This window comes from Streptomyces chrestomyceticus JCM 4735 (assembly GCF_003865135.1).
GTDB lineage: Bacteria > Actinomycetota > Actinomycetes > Streptomycetales > Streptomycetaceae > Streptomyces > Streptomyces chrestomyceticus.
Window position 1 is genome coordinate 196,580 of the sequence record NZ_BHZC01000001.1, and the last position, 21,889, is coordinate 218,468.

The following is a 21,889-nucleotide window of genomic DNA, read 5'->3' on the forward strand; positions in this document are numbered from 1 at the left end:
GGGTGAAACAGGTCGTGCAGAACTACAAGAGCGGCGAGCTGGCGGTGCTCGACGTGCCGGTTCCGGGGTGCAAGCCGGGCGGTGTGCTGGTCCGCAGCGCCTACTCGCTGATCTCCACCGGGACCGAACTCATGAAGGTGTCCGAGGCCGGCATGTCGATGGTGGGCAAGGCCCGCTCCCGTCCCGACCAGGTGGCCAAGGTCGTCCAGAGCGTGGCCGCCAACGGGGTGCCCGCCACCTACCGCAAGGTGATGGGCAAGCTGGACTCGTACACGCCGCTGGGCTACTCGCTGTGCGGGGTGGTCGAGCAGGTCGGCGCCGGGATCGAGGATGTGGCGGTCGGCGACCTGGTGGCCTGCGCCGGCAACGAGCACGCGTTGCACGCCGAGCTGAACTGGGTGCCGAAGAACCTCTACGCCCCGGTGCCGGACGGCCTCGCGCCGCGCCACGCGGCCTTCGGCACCGTCGGGTCGATCGCGTTGCAGGGCGTCCGCCAAGGCGAGTCGCAGCTCGGCGACGTGGCGCTGGTCATCGGCCTCGGGCTGATCGGGCAACTGGTGGTCCAGTTGCTGGCCGCCTCGGGGGTCCGCGTCGTCGGAGCCGATCCGGACCCGGTGCGCTGCGCGCTGGCCGAGCGCCTGGGCGCCGCGGCCTGCGGCGATCCCGCGTCCGCCGCCGTGGAGACCGCCGTCGCCGAACTCACCGGCGGGCACGGCGCGGATCAGGTGTACCTGGCCGCCGGCGGCGGCAGCAACCAGCCCGTCGAGCTGGCGGCCAAATTGAGCCGGGACCGCGGCCGGGTCGTCGACATCGGCAAGTGCAGCCTGAACCTGCCGTGGAACGCGTACTACGAGAAGGAGCTGGACGTCCGGTTCTCCCGGTCGTACGGCCCCGGGCGCTACGACCCGGAGTACGAACTCCAGGGGCGGGACTACCCGATCGGCTATGTGCGCTGGACCGAGCGCCGCAACCTGGCGTGCTTCCTCGACCTGGTCGCCCGAGGCCGCGTCGACGTGGAGCCCCTGGTCTCCCACACGGCGGACTTCGACGACGCCGTCGAGACGTATCAGCGCCTGAAGGACGGCGATCTGAAGGCCGTGGCGGTGCTGTTCCGGTACCCCGGACACGCGGGGGAAGCGGAGGCTCCGGCGGTGGCCGTGCCCGCGGTGCCCGTGCGGGCGTCCGCTCCGGGCCGGCCCGCCCAGTCCCCGGTGCGACTGGCGTTCGTCGGCGCGGGCAACTACGCGACGTCGATGCTGCTGCCGCACCTGGCCCAGCGCGACGGTATCGCCCTGTCGTCCGTGGTCACCACGACGGCACTGTCCGCGGCCAACGCCAAGCGGAAGTTCGGCTTCGCCGAGGCGACCACCGATCTCGACGCCGTACTCGGCGACAAGACGATCGACGCGGTGTTCGTGGTCACCCGGCACAGCTCGCACGCCGAACTGACCCGGAAGGCACTCCTCGCGGGCAAGGCGGTGTTCGTGGAGAAGCCCCTCGCCCTCACCGAGGACGACCTGGCCGGTGTGCTCGCCGCGGTGGAGGAATCGGGCAACGACCGGATTCAGGTGGGCTTCAACCGCCGGTTCGCGCCGCTGCTGCGGGAGGCCCGGCAGCGATTCGGCGCCCGCAGCGGTCCGGCGAGCCTCCGCTACCTGGTCAACGCGGGCCGGCTGGAACACGGCAGTTGGTACCTCCGGCAGGGCACCGAGGGCTCGCGGTTCGCCGGGGAGGGCGGGCACTTCATCGACACGGCGAGCTGGCTGCTCGGGGCCGACCCGGTCTCGGTGTACGCGGTCGCCACGTCCGGCAACCAGGATCTGCAGGCCGTACTGCGCTACCCGGACGGGTCCACCGCCACCATCAGCTACGTCACCTCCGGCCCGGCCAGTCTCCCCAAGGAGACGCTGGACCTGGTCGCGGACGGCAAGGCGCTGCGGCTCGACGACTTCGTCCGCGCCTCCGTGTACGGACGCAAGCGGTGGGTCAGCTCCCGGCTGCCCAAGGCCCGCGACAAGGGGCAGAACGCCGAACTGGCGGCGTTCGTCAAGGCCGTACGGACCGGTGGGCCGATGCCGGTGCCGCTGGAGTCGCTGGTCGCCACCACGGCGGCCACCCTCGCCGTACAGGCCGGCCTGGCCGCCGGTACGCCGGTGACCTTGGCGAGGACGCCATGACCATGAACGCGGGCTGGTACCTGCGCCGCCTCTCCCGGATGGGACCGCGGGAGGTCGGCGGCCGGGTGGGCGACGCGGTGCGCAGACGGCGGTGGCGGTCGGTACGGCCCGGCGACCCGAGCGTGACCGGCGCCCGGTTCACGGCGATCCTGCCCGCCGGGACGCTCGCCGCACTCCCTGCGGACGCCGTCAAACGTCTCCTCGCCGAGGCGGACCGGCTGATGGCCGGGCACGTCGAGTACTTCGGAGTGGTCCGCGACGACCTGACCGACCCGGACTGGTGGTACGACCCGAAGACCGGGCGGCGGGCCCCGTGGGGCTACGCCTTCGACGTGCCGTACCGGGACGAGGAGACGGTCGGGGACATCAAGCAGATCTGGGAGCCGTCCCGGCACCAGTACCTCACCGTGCTCGCCGCCGCCTACGCGGTCACCGGGGACGAGCGGTACGCCGAGCGGGTGGCCGCGCACCTGCGGTCGTGGTGGGCGGCCAACCCGCCGCTGCGGGGCGTGCACTGGATCAGCGGCATCGAGCTGGGCATCCGGCTGATCTCCTGGGTGTGGGTCCGCCGGCTGCTCCACGGCTGGCCCGGCGCGGCCGGGCTGTTCGAGGACAACCCGGTGGCGCTGAAGCAGATCTGGCACCACCAGCGCTGGCTGGCCGCCTTCCCCAGCCGGGGTTCCTCGGCGAACAATCACGTCGTCGCCGAGGCAGCCGGGCAGTTCGCGGCGGCCTGCGCGTTCGGGTGGTTCCCCGCCTCGGCACGGTGGCGCGCGGGCGCGCTGCGGTCGTTGGAGCGGCACCTGCGCGGCAACACCTTCGCCTCCGGTCTCAATCGTGAGCTGGCCACCGAGTATCACGGACTGGTGCTGGAGCTCGGCCTGGCCGCGGTGGCCGAGGCGGATGCCGCCGGTGTGCCGGTCCCGCCGACCGTACGGCTGGTGCTGCTCCGGATGACCGACGCGCTCGCGGCCATCGTGGACAACCGGCTGCGGCCGCCGCGCCAGGGGGACGCGGACGACGGGCACGGACTGGTCCTGGACGGCGCGGGCACCGACCGCTGGGCCTCACTGCTGGCCACCGGGGACGCCGTGTTCGGCCGGCTCGCCTGGTGGCCGACCGTGACCGGTACCGATGTGCGCACCCCGCTGCTGGCCGCGCTCGTCCGGCCGTACGGGAAACCGGGCACCGCGCCGGCCGTGACCCGCCCGGCGAGCCGGCCAGGTCATTTCGCCGACGCGGGCCTGACGATCCTGCGCGGTCCGGAGGAAATCTGGTGCCGTTGCGACGGCGGTCCGCACGGTTTCCTGTCGATCGCCGCGCACGCCCACGCGGACGCGCTGTCCGTGGAGGTGCGGCACGACGGGGTCGACGTGCTGGCCGACCCGGGGACGTTCTGCTACCACGGGCAGCCCGAGTGGCGGCAGTACTTCCGGTCCACCCTCGCCCACAACACCCTGCAATGGGACGGCCGTGACCAGTCCGTCTCCGGCGGCCCGTTCCTGTGGACCCGGCACGCCCGCAGCCGCGTCCTGGTCGCGGACACCTCCCACGAGAAGGTGACCCGCTGGTGCGCCGAGCACGACGGTTACCAGCCCTGCGTGCACCGCCGCCAAGTGGAGCTGACCGCCGCGAGCCGGGAGCTGAGCGTGGTGGACGAGGTGCGCGGCGATCGCGGGGCCGTGCGGCTGGCGTTCCATCTCGGCCCGGAGATCACCGCGGAGCTGACGGGGAACCGGGCGGCACTCACCTGGACCCGGGACGGCGAGGACCGGTCCGCGGTGCTCGATCTGCCCGGGCGGCTGAGCTGGCGGGCGCACCGCGGCGAGACCGACAAGCCGCTGGGCTGGTACTCCCCCGGTTTCGGCCGCAAGGAGCCCGCCACGACGCTGGTCGGCTCCGGCCGTGCCGACGGCGCCGCGGAGTTCACCACCGTACTCAGGTTCCACGGCTAGGGGGACGGGTGGGGATCACGTGGCGGAATCGGGCGTTGCCGGTGGCGGCACTGGCACTGCTGGCGTCCGGCTGTGTCGGCACGCCGGGCGCCGGGTCGCAGCCGTCCGCCGCGCCCTCCACGTCCGGGGCCCGGTCGGCCGTGGCCAAGGTGTGTGCCAGGCCCGCTCCCGGGCCGGCGCAGGCACCGGCGGGCGCGGTGACGGTCGATCCCTCGGTGGTCGGTGACCTGGCCGCCAAGACCAAGAGCAGCCCGCCGGGCACCACGTTCTGGCTCCGGCCGGGCACCCACCGGCTCGATCCGGACCGCTACGCCCAGGTCGTCCCCAAGCAGGGCGACCGCTACCTCGGCGCGCCGGGGGCGGTGCTCGACGGCCGGAAGAAGAACCAGTACGCGTTCAGCGGTACGGCCCGCGACATCACCGTCCGCCACCTGACCGTGCAGAATTTCGTCGCGCCGCACGACGAGGGCGTGGTCAACCACGACTCGGCCGACGGATGGGTGATCGAGCACACCACGGTCCAGCGCAACTCCGGCGCCGGGCTGATGGCCGGTGCCCGCCAGCGGGTCCGCGCCAACTGCCTCCGGGACAACGGGCAGTACGGCCTGAACGCGTACAAGGACGACGGCCCGCTCAGCGGCCTGGTGGTCGAGGGCAACGAGATCGTTGGCAACAACACCGGTGACTGGGAGCGGCGGAAGGAGGGCTGCGGCTGCACCGGTGGCGCGAAGTTCTGGTCCGTTAACGGCGCCGACGTACGCGGCAACTGGGTGCACGACAACCGTGGAACCGGGCTGTGGGCGGACACCAACAACAACGACTTCCGCATCGAGGACAACGTGCTGGAGGCCAACGACGGTGCCGCGCTGATCTACGAGACCAGCTACAACGCGGTCATCCGGAGGAACACGATCCGGCGGAACAACTGGGTCGAGGGCCGCCGGTACGCCGAGCGCGGCGACAACTTCCCGTTCGCGACCGTCTACCTGTCCGAGTCCGGCGGCGAACCGCGCGTCAAAGCCCGCACCGACAAGATCGAGATCTACCGGAACGTACTGGAGAACAACTGGTCCGGCATCACCCTGTGGGAGAACGCCGACCGGTTCTGCAACAGCCCGGCCAACACCTCCTCCGGTGACTGCACGTTGCTGGTGCGGCCGCCCGGCCGCTGCGCGCGGCCGGCGATCGCCACCGCACCGCTCTACGCCGACTGCCGGTGGAAGACCCAGCGGGTGGACATCCACGCCAACCGCTTCGTGCTGGACAAGTCCGTCGTCGGCTGTACGGAGAAGTGCGACCGGATGGCGCTGCTCGCCAACTACGGCACCTACCCGGACTGGTCGCCGTACCAGGGCGAGCGGGTGGCCGAGGCGATCACCCTCAAGCAGCACAACCGCTGGCACGACAACACCTACGTCGGCCCCTGGACCTTCGTCGCCCACGACCCGAGCCGGGTGCTCGACTTCGGACAGTGGCAGGGCGCGCCCTACGAGCAGGACGCGGGCAGCACCCACGCCCCAGGGGCCGGTGACTGAGATGGACGGAGACCTGCGGCACAGCGGGCTGCCGGGCGGGGCGGACACGGAGCGCACCCGGCCAGGCACCGAAGCGCGCGCGGCCGGCACACCGAGGACCGTGGGAGTCGTCTGGGGGCTGCTGATCCTCAACACGCTCGGCTCCGCCGGGGCGAAGACCATCATCCCGCTGCCCCGCTCCCTCATCCAGCTCGTCACCATGGGCGCGCTGGTCGCCGCGTTCACGCTGGCGCTCGCGCTCAACCTGCGGCTGCGCGTCCGGGCCAGCACCTTCCTGTTCCTGCTCACCCTGCTCCTCGTACCGAGCGTGCTCTCCAGCCTGCAACTGGAGTCCGGGCTCGGCGCGCTGTTCCGCTGCGCCCGGCTGGCGCTGTTCGTCGGCACGCTGTGGCTGCTGAGCCGCTGGTGGGACGGTCTGACGTTCGTACGGCACCACATCCGCATGTACTTCGCGGTGCTCGGGTCGGTCGCCGCCGGCCTGGTCGTCTCGCCGGGTGCGGCCCTGCCGGAGCTCTACGGCGGGCGGCTGGTCGGCGCGTTGTGGCCGCTCACCCCGCCACAGATCGGGCAGTACGCCGCCGTGATCATCGGGCTGGCCGTGCTGCTCGTCCTGGGCCGCCGTACCGACCGGGCGAGCGCGGCGGTCGTCATCGTGCCCTCGGCGGTCCTGCTCGCGCTGACCCATACCCGGACCGCCACGCTCGGCCTGCTCGTCGGGCTGACGCTGGCGATCGGCTCGCTCGTCCTGACCAGCGCCGCCGCCCGCCGGTTCTTCACCTGGGCGGTGCTGTGCGCCGCGGTGGCTGCGACGGTGTTCGCCGGTGCGCTGCGGGCGTGGTTCCTGCGCGGCCAGAGCCAGGAGAACCTCACCAGCCTCACCGGCCGGGCCACGGTCTGGGACGCCCTGCTGGCGGCGCCCCGGACGACCGTGGAGACGCTGTTCGGCGTGGGCCTGGGCGACAAGTCGTTCGGCGGGCTGCCGATCGACAACAGTTGGCTGGCCGTCTACCACGAGCAGGGGCTGACCGGTATCGCCCTGGTGGCGGCGATGCTCCTGGTGCTGGGCGGCGTGGCGTTGCTGCGGCCGCCGTCGCTGCCGAGGGCCTGCGCGATCTTCCTGATCAGCTACTGCGCCATCGCGTCGTACACCGAGGCCGGACTGGGCGACGCCTCGCCGTACCTGCTGCACCTGACCGTGGCCGCCGCACTGCTGACGGTGCCCGCCACGGCTACGCCGCTCCCGGCGCCCGAACCCCCCAGACGACATGTCCCGCGGTGGGCCCGGGACCGGAGGTGACCTCGCACATGCACGTTCTCGTGGTGCACAACCGCTACTCCTCGGCGCAGCCGAGCGGGGAGAACAACGTGGTCGACCAGGAGGTGGAGCTGCTGCGCGCAGCCGGCCACCGGGTCGGCGTGTTCGAGCGGCGCAGCGACGACATCGCCGGCCGGTCCCTGCGGGGCAAGGCCGCGGTGCCGCTGCTGGTGCCGTGGAACCCGGCGGTGCGCACGGAGCTGGCCGCCCGGCTCCGCGCCGAACGGCCGGACGTGGTGCACGTCCACAACGTCTTCCCGCTCCTGTCCCCCGCGGTGCTGGCCGCCTGCGCCGACGCCGGTGTGCCCGTCGTCGCCACGCTGCACAACTACACCCAGGTCTGCCCGCCCGGCACCCTGCAACGGGACGGCCGGCCGTGCGCCGAGTGCGTCGGGTCGGCGCCGCTGCCCGCCGTACGGCACGGCTGCTACCGAGGTTCCCGGCTGGCGACGGTGCCGCTCGCGGTCAGCCTGTCCGTCAACCGGCGGCGGTGGTGGACCGGCGTGGACCGGTTCTTCTGCATCTCCGCGGCGCAGCGCGACGTCCTGGTGCGGGCCGGGATGCCGGCCGAGCGGCTGGCGGTGAAGCACAACTTCGTGCCGGAGCCGGGCATCCGCCGGTCGGGCGGCGGCGAGCAGGTGCTGTATCTCGGCCGGCTCGCGGAGGCCAAGGGCGTACGGCTGCTGATGGCCGCGTGGGACCGGATCGCCGCGGACGGCGGGGTGGGCGTGCCGCTCGTGATCGCCGGGGCGGGGCCGCTGGAGCAGGAGGTGCGGGCCTGGGCGGCGGGCCGGGACGACGTACGGTACGTCGGCCTGTACGACCCGGCGCAGTGCCGGGAGGCCGTCGCGCGGTCGGTCGCCGTGGTGGCTCCCTCGACGTGGCTGGAGGCGTTCGGCCTGGTGGTCGTGGAGGCGATGGCGGCCGGGGTCCCGGCCGTCGCCGCCGGTCACGGCGCCTTCGTCGAACTGGTCGAGGACGGGGTGACCGGGCTGCTGCACCGGCCCGGCGAGTCCGCCTCGCTCGCGGACCGCCTGCGCCGGATCACGGCGGACCGGGCCCGCAACCGGGAGCTGGGCCAGGCAGCCAGGCGCCGTTACGAGCGGGGCTTCAGCCCGGCCGTCGGCCTGGAGCGCCTGGTGGAGGGGTACCGCACCGCGATCGCGGGGCGGCCGGGCGGCGGGGACGGTCCGCCGCCGGAGAACGAGAGCACCGGCTCGCGGCGGGGGCACCGTGCGAGCGGAAATGGGGGCAGTAAATGACACGATGCCGACTCTGCGGCTCGGCGGCGCTGGCCAGCGTCGTCGATCTCGGAGCGACCCCGCCGTGCGAAAGCTTTCTCGCGGCGGACCAACTGGCCGAGCCGGAGCCGACGTACCCGCTGCACCTGCGGGTCTGCACCGACTGCTGGCTCGCGCAGATCCCGCCGCTGATCACCCCGGAGGAGACGTTCACGCAGTACGCGTACTTCTCCTCCTACTCGACGTCCTGGGTGGAGCACGCGCGCGCGTTCGTCGCCGACGCCGTCCAGCGGGCGGGCCTCGGCCCGGACGCCTTCGTGGTCGAGGTCGCCAGCAACGACGGGTACCTGCTGAAGCACGTGGTGGACCGTGGGATCCGCTGCCTCGGCATCGAGCCGTCGGTGAACGTCGGCGCCGCGGCGCGGGAGGCGGGCGTGCCCACCGTCACGGAGTTCCTGGACCCGGCCACCGGCTCGGCGGTCCGCGCCGAGCACGGCCCGGCGGACCTGGTCGTGGCCAACAACGTGTACGCGCACATTCCCGACGTGATCGGGTTCACCCGGGGGCTGCGCGCCCTGGTCGCCGACGACGGCTGGGTCTCCATCGAGGTACAGCACCTGCTGACGCTGATCGAGCAGAACCAGTACGACACGATCTACCACGAGCACTTCCAGTACTACACGGTCGCATCCGCGATCCGGGCGCTGGCGAGCGGCGGCCTCTCCCTCGTGGACGTCGAGCTGCTGCCCACGCACGGCGGTTCCGTCCGGCTGTGGGCCCGGCCGGACGGAGTGGCCGGCGAGCCGTCCCGCCGGGTGGCCGACGTACTGGCACGGGAGAAGGCCGCCGGACTCCAGGAGCTGTCCGGGTACACCGAGTTCTCCGCCCGGGTGGCCAAGGTGCGCCGGGACCTGCTGCGGTTCCTCGTCGAGGCGGCCGAGCGCGGCGAGACGGTCGTCGGCTACGGCGCCCCGGGCAAGGGCAACACCCTGCTCAACCACTGCGGCATCCGGCCCGACCTGCTCCCGTACACCGTCGACCGCAACCCCTACAAGCACGGCCGGTTCACCCCCGGCACCCGTATCCCGATCCTGCCGCCCGAGCAGATCGCCGCCGACCGGCCGGACTACGTCCTCGTGCTGCCCTGGAACCTGCGGGCCGAACTGGCCGAGCAGTTGTCCTTCGTGCACGCCTGGGGCGGCCGCCTGGTCTTCCCCATCCCGGAACTGAGCATCGTCGAGGCCACGTCGTGAAAGAGGTCGCAGCATGAAGGTCGTACTGTTCTGCGGCGGTTACGGACTGCGGATGCGCGCCGGCGCGTCCGACGACGTGCCCAAGCCGATGGCGATGGTCGGCCCAAGGCCGCTCATCTGGCATGTGATGCGCTACTACGCGTACTTCGGGCACACGGACTTCATCCTGTGCCTCGGCTACGGGGCCGACCACATCAAGAATTTCTTCCTCACCTACGAAGAGACGACGTCCAACGACTTCGTGCTGCGCAACGGGCGGGTCGAGCTGCTGTCCACCGACATCGCGGACTGGAACATCACGTTCGTGCAGACCGGCATCGAGTCGCCGATCGGGGAACGGCTGCGCCGGGTGCGGCACCACTTGGACGGCGACGAGATGTTCCTCGCCAACTACGCCGACGTGCTCACCGACGCTCCGCTGCCCGAGATGATCGACCGGTTCGCCCGGCGTGACGCCGGCGCGTCGATGATGGTGGTGCCGCCGCAGTCCTCGTTCCACTGCGTGGACCTGGGCGAGGACGGCCTGGTGGGCGGCATCACCGAGGTGAGCGAACTGCCGCTGTGGGAGAACGGCGGCTACTTCGTGCTCCGCCAGGAGGTCTTCGACCACATCCCGGAGAACGGGGACCTGGTGGCCGACGGCTGCACCCAACTGGCCAAGCGGGGGCGGCTGGTGGCGCACCAGCACCGCGGCTTCTGGAAGCCGACCGACACCGTGAAGGAGCGGGCCGCGCTGGACGCCGCCTATGCCCGGGGGGACCGCCCGTGGGCCGTGTGGGAGCGGGACAGCGCCGGAGTCCGGGCGTGATCCGGCTCGGGGCCGGGCGCCTGGAGCGGATCGCCGCGGTGGGCGCGCACTGCGACGACATCGCCATCGGCGCCGGCGGCACCCTGCTGACGATGTGCCTGGCGCACCCGGGCCTGCGCGTCGACGCGTTGGTGCTCTCCGGCGGCGGCAGTGAGCGGGAGCAGGAGGAGCAGGCCGCGCTCGCCGCCTTCTGCCCGGGCGCCGACCTGCGGCTGACCGTGCTCAAGCTGCCGGACGGCCGGCTGCCCGCGCACTGGGACGAGGCCAAGGCCGCGGTCGAGGAGCTGCGCGGGCAGACCGAGCCGGACCTGGTGCTGGCGCCGCGTACCGAGGACGCCCACCAGGACCACCGCGGCCTGGCGAAGCTGATGACCACCGCGTTCCGCGACCACCTCGTCCTCGGCTACGAGATCGTCAAGTGGGACGGCGATCTGGGCCGCCCGTCGGCGTACCAGCCCCTGTCGCCGGAGGCCGCCGAAGAAAAGGTGCGGCTGTTGCAGGAGCACTACCCCTCGCAGCGTCACCGGCCCTGGTACGACCGGGAGGCATTCCTCGGGCTGGCGCGCATCCGCGGCATCGAATGCCACGCGCGCTACGCCGAGGCGTTCACCGTCACCAAGCTCACTCTCAATCTGGGGGACTGAAATTTGCGCGTGCTGCTGACCGGACACCAGGGCTACCTGGGCACCGTGATGGCCCCGGTCCTCGCGGCCGCCGGACACGAGGTCGTCGGTCTCGACGCCGGCCTGTTCGCCGACTGTGTACTGGGCCCGTCGCCCGTGGACCCTCCGGGACACCGGGTGGATCTGCGCGACGTGACGGCCGAGCACGTGGCCGGGGTGGACGCCGTGATCCACCTGGCCGCGCTGTCCAACGACCCCCTGGGATCGCTGGCGCCGGAACTCACCTACTACATCAACCACCATGCGTCCGTACGGCTGGCCCGGCTGGCCCGCGACGCCGGGGTACGCCGCTTCCTGTACGCCTCCACCTGCTCGGTCTACGGTGCCGCCGGCAGCAGCGACCTGGTGACCGAGGACGCCCCGCTGCGCCCGGTGACCCCGTACGCGGAGTCCAAGGTGCGGGTGGAGGACGACCTGCACGCACTGTCCGACGGCGACTTCAGCCCGGTGTTCATGCGCAACGCCACCGCCTTCGGCCACTCACCCCGGCTGCGCGCCGACATCGTGCTGAACAACCTGGTGGGCCACGCGCTGCTGTCCGGCGAGGTGCTGGTGCTCTCCGACGGCACCCCCTGGCGCCCGCTGGTACACGCCGCCGACATCGCACGGGCCTTCACGGCCGCGCTGACCGCGCCCCGGGAGGCGGTGCACGACCGGGCGTTCAACATCGGCAGCGAGACCAACAACGTCACGGTCGCCGAGATCGCCGGGCAGGTCGCCGAGGCGGTGTCCGGCTCGAAGGTGGTGATCACCGGGGAGACCGGCGCCGATCCTCGGTCGTACCGGGTGGACTTCTCCCGATTCCGCGCCGCGGTGCCCGGCTTCGACTGCGAGTGGACGGTGAAGCAGGGCGCGCTCGAACTCGCCGACGCCTACCGGAAACACGGGCTGACCCGGGAGGACTTCGAGCAGCGCTTCACCCGGCTGGCCGTGCTGCGCGCGGCGTCCGACGCCGGCGCCGTCGACGACACCCTGCGGTGGCGTCGATGACCGCGGTCGGCGAGGAGATGCACGCTCTGGTGGAGCGGCTGCACCCGCTCTGCCGGAGCATCACCGGCGACGGGGTGCGGGCCACCCTGGAGATCGTCGGCGAGTACGTTCCGCTGCAGGTGCACGAAGTGCCGACCGGGACGCAGGTGCTCGACTGGACGGTGCCGCAGGAGTGGAACATCCGGGACGCGTACATCGCCGACAGTACCGGCCGCCGGGTCGTCGACTTCGCGGCGTCCAGCCTGCACGTGCTGGGCTACAGCGTGCCGGTGTCGGCGACCATGCCGCTCACCGAGCTGCGGGAACACCTGCACACCCTGCCGGAGCACCCGGCCTGGGTGCCGTACCGCACCAGCTACTACAAGCCGGAGTGGGGGTTCTGCCTGGCCCAGGAGACCTTGGACGCGCTGCCGGACGGCGACTACGAGGTACGTATCGACTCCACTCTCGCGGACGGCCACCTCACCTACGCCGAGCACGTGGTCCCCGGGCAGGTGCCCGACGAGGTGATCGTCTCCTGCCATGTCTGCCACCCGTCGCTGGCCAACGACAACCTGGCCGGCATCGCGGTGGCGACGTTCCTGGCCCGCGCGCTGGCGCGGGAGACGCCGCACCACACCTACCGGTTCATCTACGCGCCCGGCACCATCGGGGCGATCACCTGGCTGGCCCGCAACGCCGAGCGGATCGACCGGGTCAAGCACGGGCTGGTACTGGCCTGCGCCGGTGACCGGGGCCACCTGACGTACAAACAGAGCAGGCGCGGCGACGCCGAGATCGACCGGGTGCTGCGGCACGTCCTGTCCGCCTCCGAACGCCCGCACCGCGTCACCGAGTTCACTCCGTACGGCTACGACGAGCGGCAGTACTGCTCCCCCGGTTTCGATCTGGGAGTGGGCTCGCTCAGCCGGACCCCGTACGCCGGGTACCCCGAATACCACACCTCGGCGGACAACCCGGGCTTCGTCTCCCCGGACGCGATGGCGGACACGCTCGCCGTCTGCCGCGAGGCGTTCTCCGTACTGGACCGCAACCGCCGCTACGTCAACCTCAGCCCCTACGGCGAACCGCAGTTGGGCAGGCGTGGGCTGTACGACGCGCTCGGCGGCCGCAGCGACACCCGACAGGCCCAGTTGGCCATGCTCTGGGTGCTCAGCATGTCCGACGGCGGGACCGGTCTGCTGGACGTCGCCGAGCGGTCCGGGCTGCCCTTCGACACCGTCGCCACCGCGGCCGATGCCCTGCGCGACGCCGGACTGATCAAGGCGTGAGGCCGATGACCGCCGAGGGGAAGAGGACGACGACGGACCGGGCCGAGGGCCCCCGGCCGTCGGCGAAGCGGGCCGTCGCGGGGCGGCTGTCCTGGGGACTGGCCGACCAGGCGGTCTGCAGCATGAACAACTTCGCGGTGGGGATCTACGTGGCCCGCTCGCTGGGGGTGACCGCTTTCGGCGTGTTCAGCCTGGCCTGGGTCACCTACGGCGTGGTGCTCAACGTCTCCCGCGGGCTGGCCACCGACCCGCTCATGGTGCGCTTCAGCGGCGTGCCGACCGCGTCCTGGCGCGCGGCGGTGGCCCGCTCCTCGGGTACCGCGCTCGGCGTCGGCGCGGCGCTCGGCGCGGCGTGCCTGACGGTCGGGGTGGGTCTCGGTGGCCGCGTGGGGCCCGCGTTCGCCTGCCTCGGTGTCGTCCTTCCGGCGCTGCTGTTGCAGGATGCCTGGCGGTTCGCGTTCTTCGCCGCGGGCACCGGGCGGAAGGCGTTCGTCAACGACCTCGTGTGGGCCGTCGCGCTCGTTCCGGCCATGGTGGTGGCGGCCCGCGTGGACAGTGTCCCCGCCTTCGTGCTCGCCTGGGGCGCGTCCGCCGCCGTGCCCGCGGTGTACGGCTGCCTCCAGTCCCGCATCCGGCCCCGGCTGACCGGAGTGCGCGAGTGGCTTCGCGAGCACCGCGATCTCGGCTCCCGGTACCTGGTCGAGAACGTCAGCAACAGCGGCGCGAGCCAGCTCCGGGCGTACGGGCTCGGCGCGATCGTCGGGGTCGGCGCGGTGGGTGTGGTGCGGGGCGCCGAGCTCCTGCTCGGCCCTTTCCTCGCCCTGCTGATGGGGCTGTCGCTGGTCACCGTCGCGGAGGCGGCACGGGTGCTGCGGCGGGCCCCGCACCGGCTGGGCAGGTTCTGCCTCCTGCTGGGCGGCACACAGGCCGTCGCCGCACTGCTCTGGGGCGCGGCGCTGCTGCTGATGCCGGACCAGTTCGGCGAACTCGTGCTCGGCGGTGTCTGGCACGCCTCCTCGGAGCTGATCGTGCCGGTCACGCTCGGCGTCGCGGGCGCCGGCCTCGGCACCGGCGCGGCGGCCGGGCTGCGCGCCCTCGCCGCGGCCCGGCGCAGCCTGCGCAGCCAACTGTTCGCCTCCGCCTGCTACGTCACCGGCGGGCTCGGCGGAGCGGCCGTGGCCGGCACGGCGGGCTCGGCCTGGGGCGTCGCCGCCGCGACCCTCGGCGGCTCGGCCGTGTGGTGGCTGCACCTGCGGTCCGCCCTGCGCGAGCGCCGCACCCACCCCCTCCCCGAAGTGAGGACGCCATGACCGCGTTTCGCAGCGTTCCCCGGCTGAGCATCGGCCTGCCCGTGTACAACGGCGAGGAGTACCTCGCCGAGTCGCTCGACGCCCTGCTCGGCCAGACGTACGAGGATTTTGAACTGGTCATCTCCGACAACGCCTCGACCGACGGCACCCAGGACATCTGCCGCGCGTACGCGGCGAAGGACTCGCGCATCCGGTACATCCGGCTGCTGCGGAACGTCGGCGCCGCGCCGAACCACAACTACGTGTTCACCCAGTGCCACGGCGAGCTGTTCAAGTGGGCCTCGCACGACGACCTGTACGCCAGAGACCTGCTGCGCCGCTGCGTCGAGGCCCTGGACGAGCGGCCCGACGTGATCCTCGCCCACTCCGACCAGGCGGTCATCGACGGTGACGGCAAGGTCAAGGTCCCGTACGAGTACCGGCTCGCCACCGGCTCACCGCGCGCGCCGGAGCGGTTCCGCAGCCTGCTGTTCGAGCCCGGCGGTGACGACTTCTACGGGGTGATGCGCGCCGAGGTGCTGCGCCGGGTGAAGCCGCACGACAGCTACCACCACGCGGACCGCACGTTCGTCGCCGAGATCACCCTGCACGGGCCGTTCCACCAGGTACCGGAGCTGCTGTACTTCCGCCGGGACCATCCCACCCGCGCCGAGCGGGCGAACCCGTCCAAGCGCTCCCGGTGCGTCAACCTGGACCCGCGCCGGGCAGGCCCGCTGCACCCGACGCCCCGGCTGCTGGCCGAATACGTATGGGGCTTCGTGGCGGCGATCCGGCGGGCGCCGTTGTCCCCGGCGGACCGGCGGGCGTGCTACGGGCACCTGGTCTCGTGGTTGACGAGCCGGGCCCGGCCGGGCGCGGGAGAGCGGGTCGAGGACCGCGCACCGGTCGACCCGGAACTGCTCAGCATCTCCGTGGACGACCTCGTCGCCGGACGTGAGGGGCGACAGACATGACATCCACGGACAACACCCCCGTACGCGTAGGGGTGTTCGGCCTGCTCGGCTCCGGCAACCTCGGCAACGACGGATCGCTGGAAGCCGTGCTCGGCTACCTCCGCGCGGAGCATCCGGAGGCGGTGGTGGACGCACTGTGCGGCGGACCGGAGGTCGTCACGGCCCGGTACGGCATCCCCGCGACGCGGCTGCACTGGTACCGCGGGGAATACCGGACCGCGTCACGTGCGGGCGCGGTCGCGGCGAAGGGGCTGGGCAAAGTCGTCGACGCCTTCCGTACCGCTGCCTGGGTGCGCCGCCACGACGTGGTGATCGTGCCGGGCATGGGCGTCCTGGAGGCCACGCTGCCGCTGCGGCCGTGGGGCTTCCCGTACGCGCTGTTCCTGCTCTGCGCGAGCGGCCGGCTGACCGGCACCCGGGTCGCGCTGGTCGGCGTCGGCGCCGCTCCGATCGGCAACCGGGCGACCCGCGCCCTGGTGCGCTGGTCGGCCCGGCTGGCCACGTACCGCTCGTACCGGGACACCCTGTCCCGCGACGCGATGCGGGCGATGGGCGTGGACACCGCGCGCGACGAGGTCTACCCGGACCTCGCCTTCGCCCTGCCGACACCGCGGGCGGACACACCCCCGGACCCGCCGGGGACGGTCTGTGTCGGCGTCATGGCCTTCCACGGCGGCGACGACGACCGCGCCCGTGCCGACGAGATCCACCGGCGCTACCTCGAAGGGACGACCCGCTTCGTCCGTACGCTGGCCGAGGAGAAGCGGCCGGTCCGGCTGCTCACCGGCGACGCGTGCGACGCGCCGGTGGTCGCCGCGATCCTCGAAGCGGTGGACTCACCGCTGGTCACCGCCGCCGAAGCGGCCTCCCTTTCCGACCTGATGAAAGAGACGGCGGCCGCCGGCACCGTGGTGGCGACCCGCTACCACAACCTGATCTGCGCGCTGAAGGCCGGTACGCCGACGCTGGCGCTCAGCTATGCGGCGAAGAGCGACGCGCTCATGGCGCAGATGGGCCTCGGCACGTACTGCCATCCGGCCCGCGAGGTCGACGCCGACCGGCTGCTCGCCCAATTCCGGGAGCTGGAGCGGCGTTCGGCGGAGCTACGGCGGACCCTCACCGAGCGGAACCTGGCCGCCAACCAGCGCCTGGAACACCAGTTCACCGCCCTGACCGCGGCCCTGTTCCCGGCGGCCGCCCGCACCCGTTCCCATGCTCACGCCCACTTGCAGCAGGAGACACCGTGAAAGCGACCGAAGTCCCGGCGATCGACGGCGCGTACCTCTTCGAGCCGACGCCGTACGCCGACGAGCGCGGCTTCTTCTGCCGCACCTTCGACTCCGACGTGGTCCGCTCGGTGGGCCTCGACCCGCACGCCTTCGTCCAGGACAGCCTGTCCCGCTCGGCCCGGGGCGTGCTCCGCGGGCTGCACCTGCGCTCCGGCGACGGCGAGGCGAAGCTGGTGCGGTGCTCGTACGGGAAGATCTTCGACGTCGTCGTGGACCTGCGGAAGGACTCGCCGACGTACCGCAACGTGGCGTCCTTCGAGCTGTCCGGCGAGACGCAGGTGACCCTGTACGTCCCGGCGGGGTGCGCGCACGGCTTCCAGGCGTTGACGGAGACCGCCGACACCGCGTACCGGATCGACCGTCCGCACGATCCGGACGAGGACGTGACGATCGCGTTCGACGACCCGGAGCTGGCTATTCCGTGGCCGCTGCCGGTCACCTCGATGTCACAGCGGGACCGGGAGGCGCCGAGCCTCGCCAAGGCCCTGCTCCACCAGGAAAGCTGAGGCCGGCGTGGACAGCGAAGAGTTCTCCCTCCCCCTGTCGCGGCTGGCCAACGAGCGCCTGCACGCCATGGTCCCCGGAGGCGCGCACACCTACGCCAAGGGCGACGACCAGTACCCCGAGGACCTGGCTCCGGTCATCAGCCACGGCCAGGGCGCCCACGTGTGGGACATCGACGGCAACCGTTACATCGAGTACGGCTCCGGCCTGCGGTCGGTCAGTCTCGGCCACGCCCACCCCCGCGTGATCGAGGCGGTACGGCGGGAACTGGACCGGGGCAGCAACTTCGTCCGGCCGTCCGTCGTGGAGGTGGAGGCGGCGGAACGCTTCCTGGCCACCGTGCCGACCGCCGAGATGGTGAAGTTCGCGAAGAACGGCTCCGACGCCACCACCGCCGCGGTACGCCTCGCCCGCGCCGTCACCGGGCGCCCTCGGGTGGCCGTCTGCGGCGACCATCCGTTCTTCTCCGTCGACGACTGGTTCATCGGCACCACGCCGATGGCCGCGGGCATTCCGGCGGCGACCACCGAGCTCACCGTGACGTTCCCGTACGGGGACCTGGCCGCCACGGAGGACCTGCTCACCCGCCACCGGGGCGAGGTCGCCTGTCTGATCCTCGAACCCGCCACCCACACCGAGCCCCCGCCCGGCTACCTCCAGGGCCTCCGTGAGCTGGCCGACCGGCACGGCTGCGTCCTGGTCTTCGACGAGATGATCACCGGTCTGCGCTGGTCCGAGGCGGGCGCCCAGGGCCTGTACGGCGTCGTGCCGGACCTCTCCACGTTCGGCAAGGCGCTGGGCAACGGGTTCGCCGTCTCCGCGCTGGCCGGGCGCCGCGACCTGATGGAGCGGGGCGGGCTGCGCCACTCCGGTGACCGGGTGTTCCTGCTGTCCACCACGCACGGCGCGGAAACGCACTCCCTGGCGGCAGCGATGGCCGTACTCACCACGTACGTCGAAGAGGGCATCACCGCGCGGCTGCACGCCCTCGGCGAACGGCTGGCCGCCGGTGTCCGCGACGCCGCGGCCGCCATGGGCGTCGGCGACCACCTCGTCGTCCGGGGCCGGTCCAGCAACCTGGTCTTCGCCACCCTCGACGAGAACCGGCAGCCGTCGCAGCCGTACCGCACCCTGTTCCTGCGCCGGCTCCTCACGGGCGGGGTCCTGGCCCCGTCGTTCGTGGTGAGCAGCGCGCTCGACGACGCCGACATCGACCACACCGTGGAGGTGGTGGCCCAGGCATGTGCGGTGTACCGGAAGGCACTGGACGCCGGGGACCCCACTCCCTGGCTGGGCGGCCGGCCGGTGAAACCCGTCTTCCGCCGCTCGGCGTGAGGTGACGTGACGTCAGCGGCCCTTTTGCCGACCCGAGTCGGCCGTCCGCTCACCCGGTCCGTCCGCCGCACGATCGCCCGGCCAACCGTACGTACGAGCGTCCAGCCGGTCGGCCGTCCGGTCGACCAGCCACGCGGTCGCCGGTGTCAGCGCCAGCGCCGTGCACCAGCCGCCGAGGACATCGGTCGGATAGTGCGCGCCCAGCGCGACCTGCGCCCAGCCCATGGCGGCGCCGGCGACCACCGCCGCCGCCAGCACGAGCAGCATGCCGGCCGCCCTGCCGAGGCCGAGCCGGCCGGCCGCGAGCAGCGCCATCACCAGGGCGAGCGCGGTGACGAAGGCGGTGTGCCCGCTCGGGTAGGACAGGTTGTCACCGTGGATGGTGCGTCCCACCAGGAACTTGAGCAGCGTCGCCACCCCCACCGCGACGCCGGCTCCGGCAACGGCCGACACCGCCGCACGAGGACACCGGAGCAGCAGACAGCCCGCCACGACGGCCACCATCAGGACCACCGCTCCCCCGGGCTCCCCGAGGAAGTCCGCGGCCAGGGCCACGCCCCGCCACGGCGGCCGCACACTGTCAGCCGTCGGCGGAAAGATCCACCCGTCCACCGTGCCGGGCCGGGTGTGACCGGCGTACAGCACGCCGAGCACGACAACCGTCAGCGTGGCGAGGGCCGCGACCGCCCCGAGCCACGCGCGCAGCACCGGGGGCAGCACCGCAGACACCGGCCGTCCCGTCACACGCCCACCCCGTACGGTCGGTTCTTGACCAACATCGGGTCAGTGTACGTTCCGATGTGCCGGGGCGGCAGTGCTCGTCCTCCCTGAGCCCGGAGAGGAGCCGTACGAGAGATACGGCTCCCCACGGGCCCCTGAGGAAGCCCTCAACTCCAGTTGCAGCAGCCGCTGTCACGCGACCTTGGGTCCGCAGCGCATACCGATGTAGACGCACCCCGTACCGTCGGGCAGCGTGGAGAAGACGACGGGCATGTAGTCCTCGCTGAAGGCCGCGCCCACCCCCGTACCGGCGAAGACCGTGTCGGTCACCGGCAGCAGATCGATCTCCAGGGGCTCGGAGAAGTCCGCCATGCCGTCGACGAATTCATACCGTGCGTGGCCGGCGCCGTCCCGCTCGGTCACGGTGATGACCACGCCCTCGCGCCGGTACGTGCCGACCAGCGGTGCGAAGTCGACCGTGGGCGGCTGGGCGGGCGGGGCGAAGGGGGCCGGCATGGTCACCCCGGCGAGTTCGGCGAGGAGTTCGCGGTAGAGGGCCGCGTACACCTCGCGTGCGCCGCCGCCGTTGGTGAGCAGCGCGACCGCGACGCCCGCCGACGGCACGACGCGCAGATAGCCGTACTGTCCGATGGAGGCGCCGTCGTGGCCGTAGCCCGCGACGCCGTTCCAGTCGTACAGGGTCCAGCCCAGGCCCCAGCCGTCCGAGCTGACCGTCCACTTGTCGGGGCAGTCGGCCACCCGGCGCTGCATCAGCGCGACCGTCTCCTCGGCGAGCACGCGCGTGCCGTCCTCGGCCACGCCGCCGGCCAGGTGCATCCGCGCGAGCCGGACGAGATCTCCGGCAGTGGCGAGAACCCTTCCGTAGGGGCCCGCCGAGCGCGGCATCATGTCCCATTCCGGTGCCGGTTCCGGCGCCTGGCCCGGCTCGCCCAGGTGTCCCATCGCCGCGCGGAACCGGAGTGCCTGTTCCGGCAGCGTCATGGTGCGGGTCAGACCGAGCGGGGTCAGGAGCAGGTCGTCAAGGGCCTGGTCCCAGACCTTTCCGGTCAGTACTTCGATGATCCGGCCGAGCACGTTGTAGCCGACGCTGCTGTAGGAGATCGCGGTGCCGGGCGGGCAGTCGAGCGCCACGTCCTTCGCGGCCTCGACGTACTTGCCGAGGCAGTCGTCCCCGCGCCCGCTGTCGTGGGTGAAGTCGCAGGTGAGGCCGCTGGTGTGACTGAGCAGTTGTCGGGTGGTGATCGTTCTGGTCGCCTCGGGGTCGGCGACCGAGAACTCCGGCAGGACGTCCACGACCGGCGCGTCCAGGTCCAGCCGGCCCGCTTCGACGAGCCGCATGATCAGGGTGGCGGTGTAGACCTTGGCGATCGAGCCCACCTGGAAGACCGAGTCGGTCGTCGCCTCCACGCCCGTTCCCCGGTGCAGCACGCCGCTGGCCAGTTCATGGACGGTCCCGTCCACGAGGAGCGCGAGCGAGGCGCCCGGGACATGGTGCTGGGCGCGCAGTGCGTCGAGGCGGGCCTGCCAGTGGGCGAGGTCCAGCTTCCGGCCCGCGGAATCCCGGGCTCCCCAGGTGCCCGTGGCGCCCCAGTTGCCCTGCTCGTCCCAGCTCACGCTCTTCGACACGTCTGCTCCCCACCCGATGTGCACAGCGTTCTCTCGATGCGCACACTGTACGCACGGCGGAACGGTGTATGCAAGGTGCGTACACCGTCCGCTACGATCGGCGAGGGAAGCCGCAGGACGACAACCAGCAGGAATGAGGGCCGTATGGCAGCCGAAGAGAAGCCGACCGCATCGGTGTGGACCCGGCCACGCCGCCCGCAGCGGGAGCAACTGACCCGCGAGCAGATCGTGGCCGCGGCGGTCGAACTGCTCGACCAGGAGGGCACCGAGGCGCTCAGCATGCGCAAACTCGGCAGCCGCCTGAACGCCGCGGCCACCTCCCTCTACCGGCACGTGGCCAACCGGGACGAGTTGATCCAACTGGTCGTGGACGACGTCTACGGCGAGCTGGAACCGCCGGCCACCGCCGACCCGTCCCAGTGGCGCGCGGCCGTCACCCGTATCGCCACCGATCTGCGGGCGATGACCCTGCGCCACCCCTGGATCGCCCCCGAGCTGGGCCAGGTCGGCCTCGTCCACATCGGTCCGAACGCCATGCGGATGTCGTCGGGGCTGCTCGCCCAGTTCGAGGCGGCCGGCTTCCCCACGGCCGAGAAGGACCAGGCCGCGGGGACCCTCACGGCCTACGTCATCGGGATCGCGACCTCCGAGGCCGCCTACCTCTCCGCGATCGCCCGCAGCGGCAAGACGGAGCAGGAGTGGGTGGCGGACCTGCGACCGGCCTTCGACAAGGCATCGCAGGACCATCCGCGTCTGCGGGACGGCGACTCCGCCCAGCAGGACGTACATCCGCAGCAGCTCCGCGACGACGCCTTCTCCTACGGACTCGACCGGGTCCTCGACGGCCTGGCGGCCCGGCTCGACGCCTGAACCGATGCACCGGCACCCGGGCGCCCGTCAGCC

The 21,889-nt window shown here is 72.3% G+C and carries 18 protein-coding genes; 16 read left to right on the forward strand and 2 right to left on the reverse strand.

What is annotated here, in order from left to right; genetic code table 11:
- Positions 1–2 precede the first annotated feature (2 nt).
- The 15 genes from EJG53_RS00935 to EJG53_RS01005 are packed head-to-tail and all read left to right on the forward strand — an operon-like array spanning position 3 to position 18,619.
- On the forward strand, positions 3–2,177 hold the full coding sequence (locus tag EJG53_RS00935) for a bi-domain-containing oxidoreductase (protein ID WP_125042991.1): 2,175 nt from the start codon (positions 3–5) through the stop codon (positions 2,175–2,177).
- Positions 2,174–4,132, forward strand: coding sequence for a heparinase II/III family protein (locus EJG53_RS00940; protein WP_125042993.1), 1,959 nt, complete (start codon positions 2,174–2,176; stop codon positions 4,130–4,132). The genes EJG53_RS00935 and EJG53_RS00940 overlap by 4 nt, the downstream gene beginning before the upstream one ends.
- 8 nt (positions 4,133–4,140) lie before the next feature.
- Positions 4,141–5,667: a right-handed parallel beta-helix repeat-containing protein gene (locus EJG53_RS00945; protein ID WP_125042995.1), complete on the forward strand. Its 1,527-nt coding sequence runs from the start codon at positions 4,141–4,143 to the stop codon at positions 5,665–5,667.
- Between the two features lies 1 nt (position 5,668).
- Positions 5,669–6,964 carry an O-antigen ligase domain-containing protein gene (locus tag EJG53_RS00950; protein WP_125042997.1) on the forward strand — a complete coding sequence of 432 codons (1,296 nt, stop codon included), beginning with the start codon at positions 5,669–5,671 and terminating at the stop codon, positions 6,962–6,964.
- Between the two features lie 8 nt (positions 6,965–6,972).
- Positions 6,973–8,244 carry a glycosyltransferase gene (locus EJG53_RS00955; RefSeq protein ID WP_125042999.1) on the forward strand — a complete coding sequence of 424 codons (1,272 nt, stop codon included), beginning with the start codon at positions 6,973–6,975 and terminating at the stop codon, positions 8,242–8,244.
- Positions 8,241–9,476: a class I SAM-dependent methyltransferase gene (locus EJG53_RS00960; protein ID WP_125043001.1), complete on the forward strand. Its 1,236-nt coding sequence runs from the start codon at positions 8,241–8,243 to the stop codon at positions 9,474–9,476. The genes EJG53_RS00955 and EJG53_RS00960 overlap by 4 nt, the downstream gene beginning before the upstream one ends.
- 13 nt (positions 9,477–9,489) lie before the next feature.
- Positions 9,490–10,284, forward strand: a complete 795-nt coding sequence (locus EJG53_RS00965; protein ID WP_031007624.1) for a glycosyltransferase family protein — start codon at positions 9,490–9,492, stop codon at positions 10,282–10,284.
- Positions 10,281–10,928 (forward strand): PIG-L deacetylase family protein, encoded by a 648-nt coding sequence (locus tag EJG53_RS00970; protein ID WP_125043003.1) that lies wholly within the window; start codon positions 10,281–10,283, stop codon positions 10,926–10,928. The genes EJG53_RS00965 and EJG53_RS00970 overlap by 4 nt, the downstream gene beginning before the upstream one ends.
- Before the next feature lie 3 nt (positions 10,929–10,931).
- Positions 10,932–11,957 (forward strand): NAD-dependent epimerase/dehydratase family protein, encoded by a 1,026-nt coding sequence (locus EJG53_RS00975; RefSeq protein WP_125043006.1) that lies wholly within the window; start codon positions 10,932–10,934, stop codon positions 11,955–11,957.
- The gene (locus tag EJG53_RS00980) at positions 11,954–13,228 is read left to right on the forward strand and encodes a DUF4910 domain-containing protein (RefSeq protein WP_371858652.1); all 1,275 of its coding nucleotides are present in this window, start codon (positions 11,954–11,956) and stop codon (positions 13,226–13,228) included. The genes EJG53_RS00975 and EJG53_RS00980 overlap by 4 nt, the downstream gene beginning before the upstream one ends.
- Positions 13,229–13,233: 5 nt before the next feature.
- Positions 13,234–14,538, forward strand: coding sequence for an MATE family efflux transporter (locus EJG53_RS00985; RefSeq protein WP_125043010.1), 1,305 nt, complete (start codon positions 13,234–13,236; stop codon positions 14,536–14,538).
- A complete protein-coding gene (locus EJG53_RS00990; protein WP_125043012.1) occupies positions 14,535–15,491 on the forward strand; it encodes a glycosyltransferase family 2 protein in 957 nt (318 codons plus the stop codon). Before EJG53_RS00985 ends, EJG53_RS00990 begins: the two co-directional genes overlap by 4 nt.
- Positions 15,488–16,738 (forward strand): polysaccharide pyruvyl transferase family protein, encoded by a 1,251-nt coding sequence (locus EJG53_RS00995; protein WP_125043014.1) that lies wholly within the window; start codon positions 15,488–15,490, stop codon positions 16,736–16,738. The genes EJG53_RS00990 and EJG53_RS00995 overlap by 4 nt, the downstream gene beginning before the upstream one ends.
- On the forward strand, positions 16,735–17,286 hold the full coding sequence (gene rfbC / locus EJG53_RS01000; protein WP_125043016.1) for a dTDP-4-dehydrorhamnose 3,5-epimerase: 552 nt from the start codon (positions 16,735–16,737) through the stop codon (positions 17,284–17,286). The genes EJG53_RS00995 and rfbC overlap by 4 nt, the downstream gene beginning before the upstream one ends.
- A 7-nt stretch (positions 17,287–17,293) precedes the next feature.
- On the forward strand, positions 17,294–18,619 hold the full coding sequence (locus EJG53_RS01005) for a glutamate-1-semialdehyde 2,1-aminomutase (protein WP_125043018.1): 1,326 nt from the start codon (positions 17,294–17,296) through the stop codon (positions 18,617–18,619).
- 12 nt (positions 18,620–18,631) lie between these two features.
- Here EJG53_RS01005 and EJG53_RS01010 read toward each other — a convergent pair whose 3' ends face one another.
- Complete coding sequence (locus EJG53_RS01010) at positions 18,632–19,363, reverse strand: phosphatase PAP2 family protein (RefSeq protein WP_125043020.1); 732 nt, start codon at positions 19,361–19,363, stop codon at positions 18,632–18,634.
- Positions 19,364–19,531: 168 nt separating this feature from the next.
- A complete protein-coding gene (locus tag EJG53_RS01015) occupies positions 19,532–20,986 on the reverse strand; it encodes a serine hydrolase domain-containing protein (RefSeq protein WP_125043022.1) in 1,455 nt (484 codons plus the stop codon).
- Between the two features lie 144 nt (positions 20,987–21,130).
- Between EJG53_RS01015 and EJG53_RS01020 the strand changes: the two genes are divergently transcribed.
- A complete protein-coding gene (locus tag EJG53_RS01020) occupies positions 21,131–21,856 on the forward strand; it encodes a TetR/AcrR family transcriptional regulator (protein ID WP_125043024.1) in 726 nt (241 codons plus the stop codon).
- Positions 21,857–21,889: the final 33 nt, after the last annotated feature.